This is a genomic window from Vulcaniibacterium gelatinicum (genome assembly GCF_008033445.1).
In the GTDB taxonomy this organism is placed as follows: domain Bacteria; phylum Pseudomonadota; class Gammaproteobacteria; order Xanthomonadales; family Xanthomonadaceae; genus Vulcaniibacterium_B; species Vulcaniibacterium_B gelatinicum.
Window position 1 is genome coordinate 1 of sequence record NZ_VNKO01000008.1, and the last position, 22,667, is coordinate 22,667.

General features: G+C 72.6%; 13 protein-coding genes. 8 read left to right on the plus strand and 5 right to left on the minus strand.

The annotated features are described in order from the left end of the window. The 3 genes from FPV26_RS06335 to hemF all read left to right on the plus strand — a co-directional run. The coding region (locus tag FPV26_RS06335) for a S9 family peptidase (RefSeq protein ID WP_147652877.1) at positions 1 to 2,064 on the plus strand (2,064 nt) is incomplete at its 5' end. Between the two features lie 105 nt (positions 2,065 to 2,169). Continuing rightward, complete coding sequence (locus tag FPV26_RS06340) at positions 2,170 to 2,886, plus strand: hypothetical protein (RefSeq protein ID WP_147652878.1); 717 nt, start codon at positions 2,170 to 2,172, stop codon at positions 2,884 to 2,886. Positions 2,887 to 2,926: 40 nt separating this feature from the next. After that, a complete protein-coding gene (gene hemF, locus FPV26_RS06345) occupies positions 2,927 to 3,850 on the plus strand; it encodes an oxygen-dependent coproporphyrinogen oxidase (protein ID WP_147652879.1) in 924 nt (307 codons plus the stop codon). Between the two features lie 244 nt (positions 3,851 to 4,094). Here hemF and polA read toward each other — a convergent pair whose 3' ends face one another. Then, on the minus strand, positions 4,095 to 6,875 hold the full coding sequence (gene polA / locus FPV26_RS06350) for a DNA polymerase I (RefSeq protein WP_147652880.1): 2,781 nt from the start codon (positions 6,873 to 6,875) through the stop codon (positions 4,095 to 4,097). 83 nt (positions 6,876 to 6,958) lie between these two features. Here polA and FPV26_RS06355 point away from each other — a divergent pair, with 83 nt between their 5' ends. Further along, positions 6,959 to 7,243, plus strand: coding sequence for a DUF2782 domain-containing protein (locus FPV26_RS06355; protein ID WP_147652881.1), 285 nt, complete (start codon positions 6,959 to 6,961; stop codon positions 7,241 to 7,243). 19 nt (positions 7,244 to 7,262) lie between these two features. Here the strand turns inward: FPV26_RS06355 and uvrD are convergent, their stop codons facing one another. Genes uvrD through FPV26_RS06375 form a run of 4 tightly spaced genes read right to left on the minus strand, consistent with a single transcriptional unit; the run spans position 7,263 to position 15,164 of the window. Continuing rightward, positions 7,263 to 9,437 (minus strand): DNA helicase II, encoded by a 2,175-nt coding sequence (uvrD, locus tag FPV26_RS06360; RefSeq protein ID WP_147652882.1) that lies wholly within the window; start codon positions 9,435 to 9,437, stop codon positions 7,263 to 7,265. Between the two features lie 30 nt (positions 9,438 to 9,467). Next, a complete protein-coding gene (locus tag FPV26_RS06365) occupies positions 9,468 to 12,179 on the minus strand; it encodes a sensor domain-containing protein (RefSeq protein WP_147652883.1) in 2,712 nt (903 codons plus the stop codon). A 56-nt stretch (positions 12,180 to 12,235) separates the two neighbouring features. Further along, positions 12,236 to 14,485 carry a putative bifunctional diguanylate cyclase/phosphodiesterase gene (locus FPV26_RS06370; RefSeq protein ID WP_147652884.1) on the minus strand — a complete coding sequence of 750 codons (2,250 nt, stop codon included), beginning with the start codon at positions 14,483 to 14,485 and terminating at the stop codon, positions 12,236 to 12,238. 58 nt (positions 14,486 to 14,543) lie between these two features. Further along, entirely contained in the window at positions 14,544 to 15,164 is a 621-nt protein-coding gene (locus tag FPV26_RS06375; RefSeq protein WP_147652885.1) for a TIGR00645 family protein, read from the minus strand. A gap of 130 nt (positions 15,165 to 15,294) precedes the next feature. Here FPV26_RS06375 and FPV26_RS06380 point away from each other — a divergent pair, with 130 nt between their 5' ends. The 4 genes from FPV26_RS06380 to FPV26_RS06395 all read left to right on the plus strand — a co-directional run bounded on the left by FPV26_RS06380 (position 15,295) and on the right by FPV26_RS06395 (position 22,526). Then, positions 15,295 to 17,619, plus strand: a complete 2,325-nt coding sequence (locus FPV26_RS06380; protein WP_147652886.1) for a S9 family peptidase — start codon at positions 15,295 to 15,297, stop codon at positions 17,617 to 17,619. A 283-nt stretch (positions 17,620 to 17,902) separates the two neighbouring features. Further along, positions 17,903 to 19,474, plus strand: coding sequence for a sensor histidine kinase (locus FPV26_RS06385; RefSeq protein ID WP_147652887.1), 1,572 nt, complete (start codon positions 17,903 to 17,905; stop codon positions 19,472 to 19,474). Next, the gene (locus FPV26_RS06390) at positions 19,471 to 19,920 is read left to right on the plus strand and encodes a response regulator (protein ID WP_147652888.1); all 450 of its coding nucleotides are present in this window, start codon (positions 19,471 to 19,473) and stop codon (positions 19,918 to 19,920) included. The genes FPV26_RS06385 and FPV26_RS06390 overlap by 4 nt, the downstream gene beginning before the upstream one ends. Next, positions 19,917 to 22,526: an EAL domain-containing protein gene (locus FPV26_RS06395; RefSeq protein ID WP_147652889.1), complete on the plus strand. Its 2,610-nt coding sequence runs from the start codon at positions 19,917 to 19,919 to the stop codon at positions 22,524 to 22,526. Before FPV26_RS06390 ends, FPV26_RS06395 begins: the two co-directional genes overlap by 4 nt. Positions 22,527 to 22,667: the final 141 nt, after the last annotated feature.

Consider the following 22,667-nt stretch of genomic DNA (forward strand, 5'->3'; position numbering starts at 1 on the left):
GCCTTCGTCCGCAACGGCGACGTGTTCGTGCGCGACCTGCGCAGCGGCGCGCTGAGCCAGCTCACCCGCACCGAGGCGCAGGAGTCGCGCCCGCAGTGGGGCCGCGACGGCGGGCTGGTGTGGCGCGCCGGCAACGAGTGGTTCCGCTGGGACGGCCGCCAGGTGATGCAGGCGGCGAACGTGAAGGCGGAGAAGGATCCGGCCGCGCCGCCCAAGCCCGACGACCTGCGCGAGCGCCAGCTGCGGCTGGTGCGCACGCTGCAGGACGACAAGGCCCAACGCGAGGCAGCGCGCGCGCAGGAGCTGGCGTGGCTGCGGAGCGACCCGACCCGCGCGCCGGCGCCGGTGTACCTGGGCGACGAGGTGGAGATCGCCGACAGCGCGCTCTCGCCCGACGGGCGCTGGCTGCTGGTGGTGACCACCGCCAAGGGCGCCGACGCCGGGCAGAAGGGCAAGATGCCCAAGTACGTGACCGAATCGGGCTACGAGGAGTTCGAGGAGGTGCGCACGCGGGTGGGCCGCAACCCGCCGCCGCCGCACCGGCTGTGGCTGGTGGACGTGGCCGGCGCCTCGGCGCGCGAGCTGAAGTTCGACGTGCTGCCCGGGATCCAGGACGACCCGCTCGCCGCATTGCGCAAGGCGGCGAAGCAGGAACCGCTGAAGGGCAACCGCCCGGTGCGGATCGAGACCGACGGCGACGGCACCGGCCCGGCGATCGCCTGGAGCGACGACGCCCGCCAGGTGGCGGTGCTGGTGCGCGCGGTGGACAACAAGGACCGCTGGCTCGCCAGCGTGGACCTGGCCAATGCGAAGCTGGAGCCGCGCCACCGCCTCACCGATCCGGCCTGGATCAACTGGAACTTCAACGATTTCGGCTGGACCCCCGACGGCGCGCTGTGGTTCCTGTCCGAGCAGAGCGGCTGGTCGCACCTGTACCTGAGCGAAGCCGGGCGCGCCCCGCGCGCGCTGACCTCGGGCCAGTGGGAGGTGTCCGCGCCGCAGCTCTCGCGCGACGGGCGCCGCTTCTACTTCCTGTGCAACCGCGCCTGGCCGGGCGACTACGAGGTGTGCCGCGTGGACCGCGACGGCGGGCCGGTGCGCGAGGTCACCGCGCTCGATGGCGTGGAGGACTTCGTGCTCTCGCCCGACGGCACCAGGCTCCTGGTGCGCCACTCCGACAGCTACCTGCCGCCGCAGCTGGCGGTGCTGGGCGCCGACGGCGAGGGCCTGCGCGAGCTCACCGACACCCGCAGCGCCGAGTTCCGCGCCTTCGACTGGCTCGAACCCGAATATGTGCAGATCCCCAGCCGGCATGGCGCCGGCACGATCTGGGGCAAGTACTACGGCCCGAAGACCCTCGAACCGGGCCGCAAATACCCGATCGTGCTGTTCGTGCACGGCGCCGGCTACCTGCAGAACGTGCACGACCGCTGGCCGACCTATTTCCGCGAGCAGATGTTCCACAACCTGCTGGTGCAGCGCGGCTACCTCGTGCTCGACCTCGACTACCGCGCCTCCGAGGGCTACGGCCGCGACTGGCGCACGGCGATCTACCGGCAGATGGGCCACCCCGAGCTCGAGGATTACCTCGACGGCCTGGAATGGCTGGTCGCGCACCGCCAGGGCGACCGCGACCGCGCCGGCATCTACGGCGGCTCCTACGGCGGCTTCATGACCTTCATGGCCCTGTTCCGCCAGCCGGGCGTGTTCAAGGCCGGCGCCGCGCTGCGCCCGGTCACCGACTGGTCGCAGTACAACCACGAGTACACGTCCAACATCCTCAACACGCCCGAGCTCGACCCGGAGGCGTACAAGCGCAGCTCGCCGATCGAATACGCCGACCGCCTGCAGGACCACCTGCTGATCGCGCACGGGATGATGGACGACAACGTGTTCTTCCGCGATTCGGTGGTGCTGGCCCAGCGCCTGATCGAGCTGCGCAAGGACAAGTGGGAGCTGGCGGGCTACCCGCTCGAGCGCCACGCCTACGCCCATGCCGACGCCTGGTACGACCAGTACCGGCGCATCTACGAGCTGTTCGAGCGCACGCTGAAGCAGGATTGAGACGGCCCGCTCTGGCCGGCGCGGCCGGCCGGAGCGATGCTGTGCCTGCCGCGGCCTGTCTGGCCGCGGGCCCGGACTGCGTTGGGGGAGGCACAGGGGGTCGTCATGAAGGAAATCCGCAACCTGCTGCTCGACGTCCGCGCCGCGCTGCGCAAGGCCGATCCGAAATTCGAGCAGACCCCGCTGCGCGAGCTGCTCGACGACACCATCATCGCCCTCGGCCAGGCCGGAACGCGCGCGGCCGAGCCGCCGCCCGCCGAGGCCGAGACGCCCACCGCGCAGCGGGTGGCCTACGCCTGGCAGAGTGTGGCGCGCGAACTGCGCCACACCCATCCGGACCTCTACGCGAAGCTGTCGGAGAAGGTACTGGCGCGACTCGACGTCGAGGTGCTCGACGATCCCGCCGACGAGATCCAGACCCTGCAGGCGCGCCTGGCCGAACGCGAAGCGGCGCTGGCCCGCACCGCTGCCGAGCTGGCCGCGCTGCGCACCGCGCTGGCGACCGCGGTGCCGCTGCCCGACACCGTCGGCCGCACCGAGGCCGACCTGGCCCAGGAGCGCCTGCAGCTGCTGCTGCAGGCCGCCTCACAGGGCGGCGGCCTGCCCAAGCCCGCGCCCACCGCCGAGGCCAGCTACGCCCCCACCCGCACCACCCTGCTCGCGGTGGCCGAGGGCCAGCGCACCCTCACCCCGCAGGAGCGCGAATGGTGCATCGGCGAGGCGATGGTGCTGACCGGCTTCCAGCGCAGCCATGCGCAACTGGTGGCGCAGGGCGACGCGGCGCTGGCGCGGCTGGTGCTGGAGGGCGGGCCGCCGGCCTGAGCCCTCCGGGCCGCGCAGGCCCCGCCGCTAGAATGCGGCGATGACCGAGCACGACGAATTCGACCGCGTCCGCACCTGGCTGACCGGGCTGCAGGACCGCATCTGCACCGCGATCGAGGCCGCCGACGGCGGCGCGCGCTTCATCGAGGACCCGTGGACGCGCCCCGAGGGCGGCGGCGGGCGCACCCGCGTGCTGCGCGAGGGCGCGGTGTTCGAGCAGGCCGGGATCGGCTTCTCCGACGTCTCGGGCGAGCGGCTGCCGCCCTCGGCCAGCGCGGCGCGGCCGGAGCTGGCCGGCGCCTCGTGGCGCGCGGCCGGCGTGTCGCTGGTGTTCCACCCGCGCAACCCCTACCTGCCCACCACGCACATGAACGTGCGCCACTTCCGCGCCATGCGCGACGGCGCGACCGTGGCCTGGTGGTTCGGCGGCGGGTTCGACCTCACCCCGTTCTACCCCTTCGACGAGGACATCCTGCACTGGCACCGCACCGCGCGCGCGGTGTGCGCGCCGTTCGGCGGCCAGGCGCGCTACGACGCGCACAAGCGCTGGTGCGACGAGTACTTCTTCCTCAGGCACCGCGGCGAGACCCGCGGCGTGGGCGGGCTGTTCTTCGACGACCTGCACGAGGACTTCGACCGCGACTTCGGCTACCTGCGCGCGGTCGGCGAGGGCTTCCTCGACGCGTATCTGCCGATCGTGGAGCGCCGCAAGGCCGCGCCCTATGGCGAGCGCGAACGCCAGTTCCAGCTCTACCGGCGCGGGCGCTACGTCGAGTTCAACCTGGTCTGGGACCGCGGCACCCTGTTCGGGCTGCAGTCCGGCGGCCGCACCGAGTCCATCCTGATGAGCCTGCCGCCGCTGGTGCGCTGGGAGTACGGCTACGCGCCGGCGCCCGGCAGCGCCGAGGCACGCCTGGCCGACTACCTGCGCCCGCGCGACTGGCTGCACGAGCTGGCCGGCTGAACGGCGGGCAATAAAAAGCCCCGTCGGTTAGGGGGGGACCGACGGGGCCGGGGAACGGGACTTGGGGAGGAGTCTTCCGTTCCGGGTGGATCACTCCAGGGGAGGGAGATGATCACGTGCGACAGACGTTGCATCTGTCGCGTGCAATCTGACCATTCCGAACATGGATAGTTCGTGAAGGCGCGGGCCCGCGCGCGGGCCGGATTCAGGGGCGATTCATGCAAATTTGCGCACAGGCCCCTGTTCAGTGCGCCTGGTCCCAGTTCGCGCCCACGCCGCAGTCCACCACCAGCGGCACGCGCAGCGCGGCCGCGCCGGCCATGCGTTCACGCGCGGCGGCGATCAGGGTGTCGGCGAAGCCGGCCTCGCACTCGAACACCAGCTCGTCGTGCACCTGCAGCAGCATCGCCGCGCGCCCGGCCTGCGCCTGCAGCCAGGCGTCGATCGCGATCATCGCGCGCTTGATGATGTCGGCCGCGGTGCCCTGCATCGGCGCGTTGATCGCGGCGCGCTCGGCGGCCGCGCGCAGGGCCTGGTTGCGGGCGCGGATGTTCGGAAGGTGCAGGCGGCGGCCGAACACGGTCTCCACGTAGCCCCGTTCGCGCGCCTGCTCGCGGGTGCGCTCCATGTAGTCGCGCACGCCGGGGTAGCGGGAAAAGTACAGGGCGATGTAGTCCTGCGCCTGGCCGCGCGGAATGCCGAGCTGGCGCGCCAGGCCGAACGCGCTCATGCCGTACATCAGGCCGAAGTTGATCGCCTTGGCGGCGCGGCGCTCGTTGGCGGTGACCGCGTCCATCGGCTTGCCGAACACCTCGGCGGCGGTGGCGCGGTGGATGTCGGCGCCGGCCTCGAACGCGCGCAGCAGGCCCGGGTCCTGCGACAGGTGGGCCATGATCCGCAGCTCGATCTGCGAGTAGTCGCAGGCCACCAGCACGCGCCCGGGCGGGGCCACGAACGCGGTGCGGATGCGGCGCCCGTCCTCGGTGCGGATCGGGATGTTCTGCAGGTTCGGATCGTTCGAGGACAGCCGTCCGGTGGCGGCGCCGGCCTGGTGGTAGCTGGTGTGCACGCGGCCGGTCTCGGGGTTGACCATCTCCGGCAGCTTGTCGGTGTAGGTGCTGCGCAGCTTGGCCAGGCCGCGGTATTCCAGGATCACCCGCGGCAGCTCGTGCTGGTCGGCGATCGCCTCCAGCGCCTCCTCGTTCGCGCTCGGCTGCCCGCCCGGGGTCCGCACCAGCGCCGGCAGGCCCAGCTCGTCGTACAGCAGCGCCGCCACCTGCTTCGGCGAATCGAGGTTGAAGCCGCGCCCGGCCAGCTCGTGCGCGCGCTGCTGCGCGGCGAGCATGCGCCGGCCGAGGTCGGCCGACTGCCGGCGCAGCTCGGCCGCGTCCACCAGCACGCCGGCCGCCTCCATCCGCGCCAGTACCGGCACCAGCGGCATCTCGATCTCCTCGTACACCCGCCGCAGCGCCGGCTCGGCCTGCAGGCGCGGGGACAGGGCGCGGTGCAGGCGCAGGGTGACGTCGGCGTCCTCGGCGGCGTAGCGGGTGGCGTCCTCGAGCGCGACCTGCGAGAACGGGATCTGCCTGGCGCCCTTGCCGGCCACGTCCTCGTACTTGACCGTGGTGTAGCCGAGGTAGCGCTGCGCCAGCGAGTCCATGTCATGGCGGGTGGCGGTGGCGTTCCAGACGAAGCTCTCGAGCATCGTGTCGTGGGCGTAGCCGGCCACCGCCACGCCATGGCGGCGCAGCACGTGCAGGTCGAACTTGCCGTGCTGGCCGAGCTTGGGCTTGCCCGGGTCCTCGAGCAGCGGGCGCAGCGCCGCCAGCACCTGCTCGCGCGGCAGCTGGGTCCGGCCGGGCGCGGCGTGGGCGAGCGGGAGGTAGGCCGCGCGGCCGGGCTCGACCGCCAGGCTGATCCCGACCAGGCTGGCGCGCAGCGGATCCAGGCCGTCGGTCTCGGTGTCGAAGGCGATCAGTTCGGCCGCGCGCAGGCGTTCGAGCCAGGCCTCGAGCTGCGCCGGGGTGGTCACGCATTCGTACTCGCCCGGCGCCGCCAACGCCGGATCCGGGGCCGGCTCCGGCGCGCCGGCGCGGGCGTGGCCAGCGGCGGTGCCGCGCATGGACGGCGGCGCCTCGCGCGCGACCTCGGGCGAGGCCGGCGCGGCGCCGTCGAGTTCGCGCAGCGCCTGGTTGAAGCCGTAGCGGGTGTACAGCGCGCGCAGCGCCTGCGTGTCGCGTTCGCGCAGCGCCAGCGCGCCCTCGGCCAGGTCCAGCGGCACGTCGGTGCGGATGGTGAGCAGGTTGCGGTTGAGCGGCAGCCGCGGCAGCGCCGCGCGCAGGTATTCGCCGAGCTTGCCCTTGACCTCGCCGGCGTGGGCGATCACCCCTTCCAGCGAACCGTACTCGGCCAGCCACTTGGCCGCGGTCTTGGGCCCGCACTTCTCCACCCCGGGCACGTTGTCCACCGCATCGCCCATCAAGGCCAGGTAGTCCACGAACCGGTCGGGCGTGACGCCGAACTTCTCCTGCACCGCCGCGTCGCCGTCGAGCACGCTGCCGCTCATGGTGTTGACCAGGCGGATGTGGCCGCCGTTGTCGTAGCGGCGCACGAGCTGGGCGAAATCCTTGTCGCCGGTGGAGATGGTGACCGCATCGCCCGCCTGCGCCGCCTGCAGCGCGAGGGTGCCGATCACGTCGTCGGCCTCCACCCCCGGGACGCGCAGGATCGGGATGCCGAGCGCCGCGACCAGCTGCAGCATCGGCTCGACCTGCGCGCGCAGCTCGTCGGGCATCGGCGGCCGGTTGGCCTTGTACGCGGGGTAGAGCTCCTCGCGGAAGGTGGGCCCGGGCGCGTCCACCACGAACGCGATCTCCTCCGGCTGCTCCTTCAGGTGCGCGCGCAGCATGTTGAGCACGCCGAACAGCGCGCCGGTGGGTTCGCCGGCGGCGTTGGACAGCGGCGGGAGCGCGTGGAACGCGCGGTAGAGGTAGGACGATCCGTCGATCAGGACGCGGCGGCGCATCGGCCCATTCTACGCGGCACGCTCTGCGCGGCACGCGCGGCGCCGGCGGCGCATAATGCCGGCGTGCCCTGCGGAGATCGCCCATGATCCGGATCCTGACCGCCGCGCTGGCCCTGGCCCTGGCCGGCTGCGCCACCCCGGGCGGCGAGCCCGCCGTGCCTGCCGATGCGGTCGCCACCACCCGCACCGAGGCCAACGGCGACGTGATCACCGAATACCGCGTCGGCGGCCTGCTGCGCATGGTCAAGGTGGTGCCCGCGCGCGGGCCGACCTTCTGGCTGATCGACAGCAACGGCGACGGCCGCCTCGACAGCAGCAAGGGCGAGGGCAACGTCTCGCCGGTGTACTACCAGATCTACCGCTGGTGAGGCCGGCGCCGCGGGGTCGTCAGGCCGGCTGCAGGTGGGCGTAGGCCAGCACCAGCCACTTGCTGCCGGCGGTGTCGAAGTTGACCTGCACCCGCGCGTGCGCGCCGCTGCCCTCGACGTCGGTGACCACGCCGGTGCCGAAGGTGGGATGGCGGACGTTGCTGCCGAGCCGGATCGGCGGCGGCTCCAGCGCGGCGGTGACGGTGCCGCGCCGCGGCTGCGGCGCGTACGGGCGCGCCGCCTGCGGCCGCGGCCGCACCTCGTGCAGCAGCGCGGCCGGGATCTCGCGCAGGAAGCGCGAGGGCACGCCGTACATGTCGGCGCCGTGGATGCGGCGGGTCTCGGCGTAGCTGAGCACGAGCTTGCGCCGCGCGCGGGTGATGCCGACGTAGGCCAGGCGCCGTTCCTCCTCCATCCGCCCCGGCTCCTCGGCCGAGCGCGCGTTGGGGAACAGGCCTTCCTCGAGCCCGGCCAGGAACACCAGCGGGAACTCCAGGCCCTTGGCGCTGTGCAGGGTCATCAGCTGCACGCCCTCCTCGCCGGCCTGGACCTGGCCCTCGCCGGCCTCGAGCGCGGCGTAGCTCAGGAACGCGACCAGCTCGCCGGCGGCGGCCTCGTCCTCGGCGTCGGCACGGACGAAGCGCGAGGCGACCGAGACCAGTTCGTCGAGGTTCTCGGTGCGCGCCTCGGCCTGGCCGCGCGATTCGTTCTCGTAGTGCGCGCGCAGGCCGGAGCGGGCCAGCACGTGGTCGATCTTCTCCGGCAGCGGCAGCGCCGCGGTCTCGGCGGCGAGCGCGTCCACCAGCGCCAGGAACCCGGCCAGGGCGTTGCGCGCGCGCGCCGCGAGCCCGGTGCCGGCGGCCAGCCGCGCCGCCGCGGCCCACAGCGAGCTGCCGTCCTGGCGCGCGGCGCGGCGCACCTCGTCCAGGGTGCGCTCGCCGATCCCGCGCGCCGGCGTGTTGACCGCGCGCTCGAACGCCGCGTCGTCGTCGCGGAACGCGACCAGGCGCAGGTAGGCCAGCGTGTCCTTGACCTCCATGCGCTCGAAGAAGCGCACCCCGCCGTACACCCGGTACGGGATCTGCTCGGCCAGCAGCGCCTCCTCGAACACCCGCGACTGGGCGTTGCTGCGGTACAGCACCGCGCACTCGCCGTAGCTGCCGCCCTCGCGCACCCACTGCGCGATGCGCTCGACCACGTAGCGGGCCTCGTCCACCTCGTTGTAGGCGGCGTACAGGTCCACCGGCTCGCCCTCGCCGGCCTCGGTCCACAGGCGCTTGCCGAGCCGGTCGGGGTTGTGCGCGATCACCGCGTTGGCGGCGGCGAGGATGGTGCCGGTGGAACGGTAGTTCTGCTCCAGCCGCAACGTGCGCGCGCCCGGGAAGTCCTCGAGGAAGCGCTGCACGTTCTCGACCTTCGCCCCGCGCCAGCCGTAGATCGCCTGGTCGTCGTCGCCGACCACGAACACGTGCCCGCCCTCGCCGGCGAGCAGGCGCACGAAGCCGTACTGGATCGCGTTGGTGTCCTGGAACTCGTCCACCAGGATCTCGCCGAAGCGGTGCCGGTAGTGGGCGAGCAGCGCCGGGGTGTCGCGCAGCAGCTCGTGCGCGCGCAGCAGCAGCTCGGCGAAGTCCACCAGCCCGGCGCGGTCGCAGCGCTCCTGGTAGGCGGCGTAGCAGCGGCGCATGCCGTCGAGGAACCAGTCGTCGCCGGGCTGCAGGTGCTGCGGGCCGCGGCCCTCGTCCTTCTGCGCGTTGATCCACCATGTCACCTGGCGCGGCGGGAAGCGGGCCTCGTCGAGCTCGAGCTGCTGCACCACGCGCTTGACCAGGCGCTGCTGGTCGTCGGCGTCGAGCACCTGGAAGCCCTCCGGCAGCCGCGCCTCCTGCCAGTGCAGGCGCAGCAGCCGGTGCGCCAGGCCGTGGAAGGTGCCGATCCACATCCCACGCACGTCGTGGCCGAGCTGCGCGGCGATGCGCGCGCGCATCTCGCCGGCGGCCTTGTTGGTGAAGGTGACCGCGAGGATCCCGTGCGCGGGCACGCCGAACACCTCGTGCAGCCAGGCGATGCGGTGGGTGAGCACGCGGGTCTTGCCGGAACCGGCGCCGGCGAGGACGAGGTAGTGGCCGGGTTCGGCGCTGACGGCCTCGCGCTGGGCCGGGTTCAGCGCGTCGAGCAGGTGCGAGACATCCATCGCGCCAAGTGTACGCGGCGGCCGCCGCGTTCAGGTGCGGCGCGCGTCCAGCCAGGCGGCCAGCGCCTGCAGCGGCATCGGCCGCGCGAACAGGTATCCCTGCACGTCCTCGCAGCCCTCGGCGGCCAGCCATGCCCGCTGCTGCGGCGACTCCACGCCCTCGGCCACCGAACCCAGCGCGAGCGAGCCGGCCAGGCGCAGGATCGAGCGGCAGATCTCCATGTCCTCCGCCTCGTCCGGCAGGCCGGCGACGAAGCTGCGGTCGATCTTCAGGCGCGTGATCGGCAGCCGCTTGAGGTAGGCCAGGCTCGAGTAGCCGGTGCCGAAGTCGTCAATCGCGATCTGCACGCCCAGTTCGCGCAGGCCGCGCATGACCTCGATCGCCTGTTCGGGGTTGTCCACCAGCGAACTCTCGGTCAGTTCCAGCTCCAGTTGTTCCGGCGCGAAGCCGGGCTGGCGCACCGCCTCGGCCACGTCCTCGAGCAGGCTCGGCTGCAGTTGCAGCGCGGACACGTTCACCGACAGGCGCACCTCCGGCGGCAGCCGCCCGTCCTGGCGCAATTCGGCCGCGACGCGCGCGGCCTCGAGCAGGATCCAGCGCCCCAGCGGCACGATCAGCCCGCTGTGCTCGCATTCGCCGATGAACTCGCCCGGCGCGAGCAGGCCGCGCTCGGGATGGCGCCAGCGCAGCAGCGCCTCCAGCCCGCGCAGCGCGCCGTCGCCGGCCGACACCACCGGCTGGAAGTGGAGTTCGAACTGTTCCAGCCGCAGCGCCTCGCGGATCTGCGAGAGCAAGGTCAGGCGGCGCGAGACGTCGGTGTCGAAACGCGGGTCGTAGGCGACCGCACGGTTCCGGCCCAGCTGCTTGGCCTGGTACATCGCCAGCTCGGCGCAGGTGAGCAGGGACTCGGGGCGGCGGCTGCCGTCGGGGAACGGCACATGGCCGATGCTGGCGGTGATCTGGTGCGCACCGCCGCCGAGCATGATCGGCGGCTGCAGCGCGGCACCGATGCGCCGCAGCACGGCCTCCACGTCCAGGTGGCCGCCCGGCCGCGGCAGCAGCACGGCCACGAACTCGTCGCCGCCGAAGCGTGCGATCAGATCACCGGCGCGGGTCACCGCGCGCAGGCGGTGCGCCACTTCCAGCAACACCATGTCGCCGGCGGCATGGCCGATGCCCTCGTTGATCAGCTTGAAATGGTCCAGGTCCAGGAACAGCAGCGCCGCGCTGCCCGGCTCCAGCGCGGGATCGGCCGCCAGCCGTGTCAGGTGTTCGTGCAGCGCGGCGCGGTTCGGCAGCGCGGTCAGCGGATCGTGGCTGACCGCGTAGGCAAGCTGCGACTCGAGCTGGTAGCGGGCGGTGACGTCGTTCTGCACGCCGACGAAGTGGGTGACCCGGCCGGCGGCGTCGTGCACCGGCGAGATGGTGAGCTCGTTCCAGAAGTGGCTGCCGTCCCGGCGCCGGTTGCGCAGCACCACCTGCGCCGGGCGCGCCTCGCGCAGCGCGCTGCGGATCGCGGCCAGCGCGGCCTCGTCGCGCGGCTCGTCCTGCAGGAACCGGCAGTTGCGGCCGAGCGCTTCCGCGGCGCGGTAGCCGGTGATGCGCTCGAACGCGGGGTTGACGTACACGATCGGCAGGTCGGGTGCCGAAGCGTCGGCGATCACGATGCCGGTGACCGAGGATTCGACCATGCGCTGCAGCAGGTGCAGCTCGGCCTCGGCGCGGTTGCGCTCGGTGACGTCGAGCATGCTGCCGACCACCCGCACCGTGCGGCGGCGGCCGTCGCGCAGCACGAAGCCGTGGTCGAGCACGTCGCGCCAGCTGCCGTCGCCGTGGCGGAAGCGGTAGCGCGCCTGCCACTGGTCCGGGCCGGTGGGCAGCAGGGCCGCGGCGAGCGTGGACTCGACCTCGATGCGGTCGTCCGGATGCACGCACTGGCGCCATCCGGCATGGTCCGGCGTGATCTCGTCCTCGCGGTAGCCGAAGCGGGCGAAGAACCCGTCGCTGCGCCAGATCCGGTCGCTGGCCAGATCCCAGTCCCAGATGCCCTCGCTCGCGGCGCGCGCGACCAGCCGGAAGCGCTCTTCGGCCAGCGCCCGCTCGGTGATGTCCTGCTGCAGACTGCGGATGCACGGCCGCCCGGCCGCATCGCGCTGCAGCACGCCGCGCGCGTCCACCATCCGCACGCTGCCGTCCGGCCGGACGATGCGGAATTCGGCATGGCAGGGCTCGCCGGTCTCGGTCAGCGCGCGCGCAAAGCCGCGCACCCGGTCCCGGTCGTCGGGGTGGATGCAGGCGAAGACCGTCTCCGGGTCCGGCCGGAACGTGGCCGGGTCGCAGCCGTAGATGCGGAACATCTCCTCCGACCAGGCGATCGTGCCGGCCTCGAGGTCCCAGTCCCACTCGCCGATCGCGGCCGCCGCCTGCACCTGGCGCAGGCGCACCGCGCTCACGCCCCGGGCGTGGTCGCGCTCGCGCTCGAGCCGGCGGATCGCCTGCCGCTGCCGGTGCGCGTGCCGCAGCAGCCAGGCGCCGAGCACGGTCCCCACCGAACCGCCGCCGGCGACGACGAGGACGAAGGCGTGGACCCAGGCCGTGGCGGTTTCGCCGCCGCGCCCGTTCCACCAGATGGCCAGGGCGCAGCATTCGAGCAGCAGGACCGCGACGGCAGCGCCCCATACCCAGGGCGGCAGGCGCTGCCCGGCGGAGGTCGACCCGGTACTCGAATCATCGGAAGGCACGCGGGCGACTGCACGACGGGGGCCCGCCGGCAGGGGACTCCCTTTCGGTGTCGCTGTCAACCCGGTTCCTGGAAGCCCATCGCTGCGGTCGCCTCCCGCTGCCGCAGCTCCGGCAGCAGTTCGTCGAACGCCTGCGGCCGGCCGAGCAGGTAGCCCTGCATCTCGTCCACGCCGTGCGCGCGCAGCCAGCCCTGTTGTTCCGCCGTCTCCACCCCTTCGGCCACCGTGCCGATGCCCAGCGTTCCGGCCAGGCCGACGATCGCCGCGCAGATCGCTTCGTCATCTGCGTCGCGCCCCAGGCCCTGGACGAAGCTGCGGTCGATCTTGAGCCGGTGGATCGGGAACCGCTTGAGGTAGCTCAGACTCGAATAGCCGGTGCCGAAATCGTCCACCGCGATGGTGACGCCGAGCGCCACGATCTGCTGCATCAGCTCGATCGCACGCTCCGCCTGCGACATGAGCAGGGTTTCGGTGAGCTCGAGTTCGAGCGTGCCCGGCGGCAGGGCGAATTCGCGCACCACCGCGGCCACGTCCGCCACCAGTTCGTCGCCGAATTGCGCCGCGGAGACGTTGACGCCGAGGCGCAGAGGCCCCAGGCCGGCCTCGGCCAGCAGGCGGTGGTGGCGGGCGGCCTCGCGCAGCACCTGGCGGCCGAGTTCGGCGATCAGCCCGCTCTCCTCGCACACGCCCACGAACTCCGCCGGCGGCAGCAGGCCGCGTTCGGGATGCCGCCAGCGCACCAGCGCCTCCAGCGCCACGATCCGGCCATCGGTGTCGAACAGCGGCTGGAACAGCGACACGAACTGGCGCGCCTCCAGCGCGCGCCGCAGCTCCGACACCAGCCGCAGCCGCTGCGAGACGCCGGCGTCGAATTCGGCACGGTAGGCCACGGCCCGGTTCCGGCCCTGGCGCTTGGCCTGGTACATGGCCAGGTCGGCATGGCGCAGCAGGGTTTCGGCATCGCGTCCGGCCTGCGGGTAGCGACACCAGCCGATGCTCGCGGTCAGCGTATGCGGCGTCTCTGCCGCCATGATCGGCGCCGCCAGCGCCCGGACGATGCGCCGGATCACCTGGGCGATGCCGTCGTCCCCGGTCTGCTCGGTCAGCACCACCACGAACTCGTCGCCGCCGAAGCGGCCGACGGTGTCGGTTTCGCGCACCACCCGCTGCAGGCGCCGGGCGACCTCGCGCAGGACCTGGTCGCCGGCGCCGTGGCCGAGGCTGTCGTTGACCAGCTTGAAGTCGTCCAGGTCGATGAACAGCACGCCGGCCTCGCGCCCGTAGCGCTCGGCGTTGCGGATCGCCTGCTGCAGGCGATCCTGCAGCAGTTGCCGGTTCGGCAGGCCGGTCAGCTCGTCGTGGGTGGCGCGGTGGGCGAGCTGTTCCTCGTAGTGCTGGCGTTCGCTGATGTCGAGCATGCCGCCGACCATGCGGATCGCGCGGCCCGTGGCGTCGCGCAGCACGAAGCCGCGGTCGAGGACGGTGAGATACCTGCCGTCTGCGCAACGGAAACGATACTGCTCCTGCCACGACTCGGCCCCGGAGGCGATCGCGTGCTCGAGACTGCCCGCGACGCGCTCACGGTCGTCCGGGTGCACCGCCTCGGTCCAGCCTTCGATCATGTCCACCGGATCGCCCGGCGCGTAACCGAAGGTGGCGTAGAAGTTGTCGCTCCACCAGATCGTGGCGGCGAGGATGTCGTAGTCGTAGATCGCGTCGCTGGTGGCGCGCGCCACCAGCCGGAACCGCTCCTCGTTGTACTCGCGCGCGGTCACGTCCTGGGCCGTGACCAGCAGCGCGGGGCGACCGTCGAACTCGATCTCGTGGCCGAAGGTCGCCATGCGCATGGCCCGCCCGCTCTTGTGCAGATGGGTCCACACCTGCCCCTGCGGGCGCTCGCGCGGCGGCCGCTGCATCATTTCCTGCAGCCGCGCGGCATCCTCGGGCGGACGGATGTCGAGCAGCGTCATCCGCAGCAGCTCCTCGCGCCCGTACCCGTAATGGACGAGCGTCGCATCGTTGACCGCGAGGAAACGCAGGCTCGCGCGATCGCACACCCACATCGGCATCGGGTTGCGCTCGAACAGGAACCGGTACTGGGCCTCGGCCGCGCGCAGCTTCTCGCGCGCCTCGACCAGTTCGGCCATGTCCTGCCGGACGCCGCGGCCAACCTCGCGCCCGTCGGCGGCGACGGCGCGGGCATCCTCGTTCCTGCCCTGCCGCCGCCGCGCGCGCAGGCACCACCCGCCGAGCCCCCCTCCGGCGAGCCCGAGCACCACCGCGAGCGTGAGCTCGACCGACCCCATGGCCGGCCACTCTAGCCGGTTTTCGCCGCCGCAACCGCGACGGCCATCGCTGCGTGCGTCAGTGCGCCGTCTTCGGCTTCGGCGCGTGCAGCACCAGCCGGTCGGTCCAGGCGATGCCGATCGCGGAGAGGATGAACACGCAGTGGATGATCGTCTGCCACATCACCCCGCTCGCGGTGGCCTTGGTGCACGGCGCGCCCGCGGGCACCGCGCCGCACAGCGGCAGCCCCAGGGAACCGGCCTCGATGAAGGTCTTGAGCAGGTGGATCGAGGAGATGCCGATGATCGCCATCGCCAGCTTCACCTTGAGCACGCTCGCATTCACGTGGCTGAGCCATTCCGGCTGGTCCGGGTGGCCCTCCAGGCGCAGGCGCGAGACGAAGGTCTCGTAGCCGCCGACGATCACCATCACCAGCAGGTTGGAGATCATCACCACATCGATCAGGCCCAGCACGATCAGCATGATCGCCTGCTCGTTCAGCGACCCCACGTCGTGGATCAGGTGCCACAGCTCCTTCAGGAACAGGAACACGTACACGCCCTGGGCCACGATCAGGCCCAGGTACAGCGGCAGCTGCAGCCAACGCGAGGAGAAGATCAGGTGCGGCAGCGGGCCGAGGCGCGGCGCGCCGTTGGCGGCCGCGGCCGGCGACGGGGTCGGGAGGGCTTGCGACGACATGCGGACTCGACAGGGAAGGAACGGGACGCGGCAGGGTAACCACGCGGCGCCGCGCTGCCAAGCGCGACGGTGGTGACGATGCCTCCGTGCCGCGCCTAGACTGCGGGCCCCGCTCCGGGATCTTGCGTCCATGCTCCGCCACCTGCTGCCGCTCGCACTGATGACCCTCGCCACCGCCCTCGCCCCGGCCCGCGCCGAAAAGCTCACCCTGGAAGCGATCACCGGCCCGGCGCCGCTGTCCGGCCCGACCCTGGTCAAGCCGAAGATCGCCCCCGACGGCACGCGGGTGACCTTCCTGCGCGGCAAGGACACGGACCGCAACCGGCTCGACCTGTGGGCCTTCGACGTCGCCACCGCCCGGGCCGCGCGGCTGGTGGACTCGGCCGTGCTGCAGCCCGGCGAGGAGACGCTCAGCGACGAGGAGAAGGCGCGCCGCGAGCGCCAGCGTATCGCCGCGCTGCGCGGGATCGTGGACTACCACTGGGCGCCGGACGGGCGCGCGCTGCTGTTCCCGCTCGGCGGCGAGCTGTACCTGTACGACCTGTCGAAGCCCGGGCGCGAGGCGGTGCGCCGGCTCACCGACGGCGAGGGGTACGCCACCGATCCGAAGTTCTCGCCGCAGGGCCGCTACGTCAGCTTCATCCGCGGCCGCAACCTGTGGGTGGTGGAGCTCGCCAGCGGCCGCCAGCACCCGCTCACCCACGATGGCGGCGAGACCGTCGGCAACGGCGTGGCCGAGTTCGTCGCCGACGAGGAGATGGGCCGCCACACCGGCTACTGGTGGGCGCCGGACGATTCGGCGATCGCCTTCGCCCGCATTGACGAATCCGGGGTCACGGTGCGCAAGCGCTACGAGGTCTATCCCGACCGCACCGAGGTGGTGGCGCAGCGCTATCCGGCCGCAGGCGAGGCGAACGTGCGGATCGGCCTGCACGTGGCGGACCTTTCCACCCTCGGCGCGCCGGTGCCGACCACGCCGCACCGCATCGAGACCGCCACCGGGCCGCGGGAGGTGCGGCTGCAGACGCGCATGACCGCGGCAGCGATCCGCGAGATCCCGCTCGGCCCCGACCCGGACATCTACCTGGCGCGGGTGGACTGGCGCGATCCGCGGCACCTGACCTTCCAGCGCCAGTCGCGCGACCAGCAGCGGCTGGAGCTGATCGAGGTGGACCTCGACAGCGGCGTGCAGCGCACGCTGGTGAGCGAAACCAGCACCACCTGGGTGCCGCTGCACGACGACCTGCGCTTCCTCGCCGACGGCCGCCTGCTGTGGAACAGCGAGCGCAGCGGTTTCGCGCACCTGTACCTGGTCGAACGCGACGGCCGCCTGCGCGCGCTCACCGCCGGCGACTGGGCAGTGGACGCGGTGGCCGCGGTGGACGAGGCCGCGGGCTGGGTGTACTTCACCGCCGCGAAGGACTCCCCGCGCGAACGCCACCTGTACCGGGTGCCGCTCGCCGGCGGCGCGATCGAGCGGCTCACCCGCGAGCCGGGCATGCACGAGGCGACGTTCTCGCGCGATGCCGCGATCTACGTGGACAGCTGGTCGAACACGCGCACGCCGCCGCAGATCACCCTGCACCGCGCCGACGGCAGCCTGCTCGCGCCGCTGGTGGACAACCGCCTGGACGATCCGGCGCATCCGTACGCGCGCTACCGTGCCGCGCACCGGCCGGTCGAGTTCGGCACCCTGCCCGCCGCCGACGGCCGCACCGAGCTGCACTACAGCCTGATCAAGCCGCCCGGCTTCGACCCGGCCCGGCGCTACCCGGTGGTGGTGTACGTGTACGGCGGTCCCGCGGCGCAGACCGTCACCGACAGCTGGCCCGGCCGCGCCGACCACTTCTTCAACCAGTACCTGGCGCAGCAGGGCTACGTGGTGTTCTCTCTCGACAACCGCGGCACGCCGCGACGCGGCGCGGCCTTCGGCGGCGCGCTGTACCGCCGCCAGGGCACGGTGGAGGTGGACGACCAGCGCCGGGGCGTGGCCTGGCTGCGCGCGCAGCCGTGGGTGGATCCGCAGCGGATCGGCGTGCACGGCTGGTCCAACGGCGGCTACATGACCCTGCTGCTGCTGGCGAAGGCGCCGCAGGACTACGCCTGCGGCGTGGCCGGCGCCCCGGTCACCGACTGGGCGCTGTACGACACCCACTACACCGAGCGCTACATGCACCTGCCGCAGGCCAATGCCGACGGCTACCGCGCGGCCAGCGTGTTCACCCATCTGGACGGGCTGCGCCCGGACGCGCTGCTGCTGGTCCACGGCATGGCCGACGACAACGTGCTGTTCACCCACTCCACGAAGCTGATGAGCGCGTTGCAGCAGCGCGGCACGCCATTCGCACTGATGACCTACCCCGGCGCCAAGCACGGCCTGACCGGCGCCGACCTGCTGCACCGCTACCGCACCACCGAAACGTTCCTGGCCCGCTGCCTGCGCCCCGGGCCATGAGCGCCTGGCCGTAAGTAACACCCCGGCTCCCTCGTTCAGGCCCAGAAACGCCCCGGCCTCGATTCACATTTCCATGACCCGGGGCTGCGGTCTGATGACGGGCCGGGCACCTGCCAGTGGCGGCGGCCCTGACAGGGAGACTCTCCGGTTGCGGATGCAGCAAGCGCAGGCCCCCACCCCGGCCCTTCTCCCCGGGGCCTCTCCCAGCCCGGAACCGGCGGCGGGCGGCGTTGCCGGTGTTGCCGGCCAGACGCCCTGGTTTCCGGCCGCCCATGCCCCGGCGGTGGCCAGCCTGGCCACGGCCGGGGTCGCGCTGGCCGTGCTGGCGGGCTGGGCGCTGGACCTGGAACCGCTCAAGCGCATCCGCCCGACCTGGGTGGCGATGAATCCGGTCACCGCGCTGACCTTCCTGGCCGCCGCCGCCGCACTCTGGCTGCAGCGCCGGCCGGCGAACCTCGCCCCTGCCGGTTCCCGGCCCGCTGCGCTCGCACCCCTGCTCGCGGGACTGGTGGCCGGCGTCGGCGCGGCCAAACTCGGCGAACACGCGGGGTGGCTGCCGCCCGGGCTCGACCAGTGGCTGTTCGCAAGCCGCCTCGGCGACGAGCCGGGCCTGCCGCGCAACGAGATGGCGCCGAACACGGCCTTCGCTTTCCTGCTCACCGGGCTGGCGCTGCTGCTGCTCGACCGCGGCGCGCGCGAGCGGACCCGGCCGGCGGAATGGCTGGCCGCCGCACTGGCGCTGGCGGCGCTGGTGGCGCTGCTCGGCTACGCCTACCAAGTGCCGCGCATGTACGGCATCGGCCGCTTCATCCCGATGGCCGCCCACACCGCGCTGCTGTTCCTGCTGCTGGCGCTGGGCCTGCTGTGCGCGCGCCCGCTGCTCGGCACGGCCGCGTTGTTCCTGCTCGAGCACCCCCGCTGCCGGATCGCGCGCCGGCTGCTGGTCGGCAGTGTGCTGCTGGTGGCGGCGGCCGGCTGGCTGAGGCTGCATGGCGAACGCGCCGGGTTCTACGGGATGGAAACCGGCGTGACCCTCTACACCGCGAGCGTGATCGCGTTGTTCGTGCTGCTGATGGCCGGCGGCGCGCGTGCACTGTCCCGCGCCGACCAGGCCGTGCGCGCGCTCAACGCCGAGCTGCAGGCCAGCACCGAGCAGTTGCGCCAGGCCAACCGCGAGCTGGAGGCGTTCAGCTACACCATCTCCCACGACCTGCGCGCGCCGCTGCGGCACATCCACGGCTATGCGCGGATGCTGCAGGAGGACGCCGCCGACCGGCTCGACGGCGACTGCCGCCGCTGGCTCGACGAGATCGGCGAGGCGGCGCGGCGGATGGGCGCGCTGATCGACGACCTGCTCGCATTCTCGCGCCTGGGCCGCAAGCCGCTCGAGCGCACGCGGGTGGACATGGCCGCGCTCGCCGCGCAGGTGGCCGCCGAACTGGACGACGGCGGACGGGTGCGGATCGCGCCGCTGCCGGAGGCGCACGCCGACCCGGCGCTGTTGCGCCAGGTGTGGGTCAACCTGCTGTCCAACGCGCTCAAGTACAGCGCGCCGCGCGGCGCAGAGGCGCGGGTGGAGGTCGAGGGCGAGCGCATGGACGGCCGCGTGCGTTACCGCGTGCGCGACAACGGCGTCGGCTTCGACATGAAGTACGCCGACAAGCTGTTCGGCGTGTTCCAGCGCCTGCACACCGCCGACGAGTTCGAGGGCACCGGCGTGGGCCTGGCGATCGTGCAGCGGATCGTGGCCCGCCACGGCGGCACGGTGTCCGCGCGTGCCGAACCGGGGCGCGGTGCCGAATTCACCTTCGAACTGCCCCTGCCGCCCGACACCGCACCGGAGCCTGCCGCATGAACGCCCAGCCGGTCGAGATCCTGCTCGTGGAGGATTCCCGCCCCGACGCCGAGATGACCCTGCGCACGTTGCGCAAAAAGGGCATCGCCAACCACATCGAGTGGGTGCGCGACGGGGTGGAGGCGCTGGAATACCTGTTCCGTGAAGGCGCGCACGCCGGGCGCCCGGACGGACAGCCCAGGCTGGTGCTGCTGGACCTGAAGATGCCGCGCATGGACGGACTGCAGGTACTGGAACGGATGAAGGCGGATCCGCGCACGCGCACCATCCCGGTGGTGATGATGACCTCCTCGCGCGAGGAGGCAGACCTGCTCGAGAGCTACCGCCTCGGGGTCAACAGCTTCGTGGTCAAGCCGGTGGACTTCGCCGAGTTCGCCGAGACCGTGGCCCAGGTGGGGATGTACTGGATGCTGTCCAACGTGACCCCGGGCGATGCGACGGCATGAACGACCGCCCGCCCCCGCTGAAGGTGCTGCTGATCGAGGACTCGCTGCCCGACGCAGAGCTCGTCCTGCGCGAGCTGCGCGAGCTCTCCCGCCCGCACACGCACCTGCGGGTGGCCTCCGAGGACACGCTGCGCCGCGCGCTGGCCGAGTTCGCGCCGGACATCGTGCTGTGCGACTTCTCCATGCCCGGCTTCAGCGGCCAGGAGGCGCTGGCCATCGTCCGCGCCCACGACCCGTCCCTGCCGTTCGTGTTCGTCTCCGGCACCATCGGCGAGGAGATCGCGATCGACGCCCTGCAGCGCGGGGCGATGGACTACGTGCTCAAGGACAACCTGCGCCGGCTGGTGCCGGCGGTGGAGCGCGCCCTGGAGACCGCGCGCGAGCGGCGCGAGCGGGCCCGGATCGAGCAGGCGCTGCGCGAGAGCGAGGAGCGCTTCCGCAGCATCGTCGAGAGCAGCCGGGACTGGATCTGGGAGAGCCTGCTCGACGGGACGCTGACCTACAGCAACGCCGCGATCGAGCGCATGCTGGGCTACCCGGCGCAGGAACTGGTCGGCAGGAACTGCCTGGAGCACATGCATCCCGACGACCGCGCCGAGGTCGAGCGCGCTCTGCCGGAGATCCTCGCCGCCGGCGACGGCTGGCGGAACTGGCGCTCGCGCTGGATCCACCGCGACGGCAGCATCCGGGTCTTCGACAGCAGCGCCGTGCTGCTGCGCGGGCCGGACGGCGCCGTGTACGGCCTGCGCGGCGTGGACCACGACATCACCGAGCTGTTGCGGCAGAAGGAGCGCATCCGCCAGCTCGCACGCCTGCACGCGATCCTCGGCGGGCTCGGCAACGCGGTGCTGCGCGCCGACAGCCGCCAGGCCATGCTCGACGCCGTCTGCCGCGTGGCGGTGGAACAGGGCGGATTCCTGGCCGCCTGCATCGGCGAGCCGGGCGACGGCCATTCGGTCCGCGTCACCGCCTGGCATGGCGACGAGCGCGCGGTCGGAACGGTGGCCGAGATCGCCCGCGCCGCCGGCCAGGACCCCGGCCAGCCCAGCCCCGGCGCGCGCGCGCTGTACCAGGGCGAATGGGTGATCGCGCCGGACCTGACCCGCGCGCGCGACGGCGTGCCGGGCTGGGCCGCCGGGATCGCGTTGCGTGCGGGCATCGCCGCGGAGGTGGTGATCCCGGTCGGCTCGCCGCCCTGGTGCGCGCTGGGCCTGTTCTCCGACCATCCGCAGGCGTTCGACGCCGACGAGCTGGCGCTGTACCGGCGCCTGGCCGACGAGATTGATTTTGCAGCCGACTTCATCGCCAAGAGCGAGCGGCTCGAATACCTGGCCTATTTCGACCCGGTGACCGGGCTGCCGAACCGGGCCTCGCTCGCGGCACGGCTGGAATCGCGCCGTCCGGAACAACGGCTGGCGCTGGCCGTGCTGGACCTGGAACGTTTCGGCGCGATCAACCAGTCGCGCGGCCGCGCCACTGGCGACCGCCTGCTGCGCGCAGTCGGCGAGCGCCTGCAGGCGCTGCTCGAAGGACGCGCGTTCGTGGCGCGGCTGGAAGCCGACGCCTTCGCTCTGGTGCACGACGCCGCGGACGAGGTCGGGCACGAGCTCGAACGCCTGGAATCGCTGCTCGACGAACTGCAGCGGATGCCGCTGGCGCTCGGCCGGGAAGAACTGCGGATCGAGTTCAGCGGCGGCCTGGCGGTCGCGCCCGACCACGCCGACGATCCCGAGGCGCTCGAGCACGCCGCCACCGCCGCGCTGGCCGAGGCGCGCCGACGGCGCCAGCGCCTGCTCGCCTTCGACGAGGAACTGCGCGGCCGTGCCGCGCAGCGGCTGCGGCTCGAGCAGGAGCTGCGCCTGGCCCTGGAGCGCGACGAGTTCGAGCTGTTCTACCAGCCCAAGTTCTCCGCCGCCACGCAGCGCCTGCTCGGCGCCGAGGCGCTGCTGCGCTGGCGCCACCCCGAGCGTGGCCTGGTCTCGCCCGGCGTGTTCATCCCGGTGCTCGAGGACAGCAGCCTGATCGTGCCGGTCGGGCGCTGGGCGATGGGCGAGGCGCTGCGCACCGTGCTGGCCTGGCGCGAGCACTGCCCCGGCTTGCGCCTGGCGGTGAACCTGTCCGCGCGTGAGCTGCAGCACCCCGAGTTCCTCGACGTCTGCCAGGCGCTGCTGCAGTCGCAGGGCGGCGACTCGCCGCTCGACCTGGAGGTCACCGAGAGCCTGCTGGTGGAGGACCTCGAGCACAGCATCGCGCTGCTGGAGACCCTGCGCGGACTGGGTTGCAAGGTGGCCATCGACGACTTCGGCACCGGCTATTCCTCGCTCAACTACCTCGCCCGGCTGCCGGCCGACGAAGTCAAGATCGACATCTCCTTCACCCGCCAGATCACCGAGAGCCCGGAGACGCTGGCCCTGGTCACCCACATCATCGGCCTGGCCCACTCGCTCGGCCTGCAGGTGGTGGCCGAAGGCGTGGAGGAGGAGGAGCAGGCCAAGCTCCTGCGCCTGCTGCGTTGCGACTGCCTGCAGGGCTACCTGCTCGGCAAGCCGCTGCCGGCGGCGGAGTTCGCCGCGCAGCTGCTCGGTCTGGAAACGGCAGGCACGTGAATCCCGCCCGCGCGCCGGGGGCGCCCGGGAACATCCGAACGCGTCGCTTCCGTCGAACGCGTCGCTTCCGTCCAGGCCATCCCATCGGCACCTCCGTTCCGGCGCACGCCGCCTGAATGCGTGAGGGCGCTCATCGTCTGG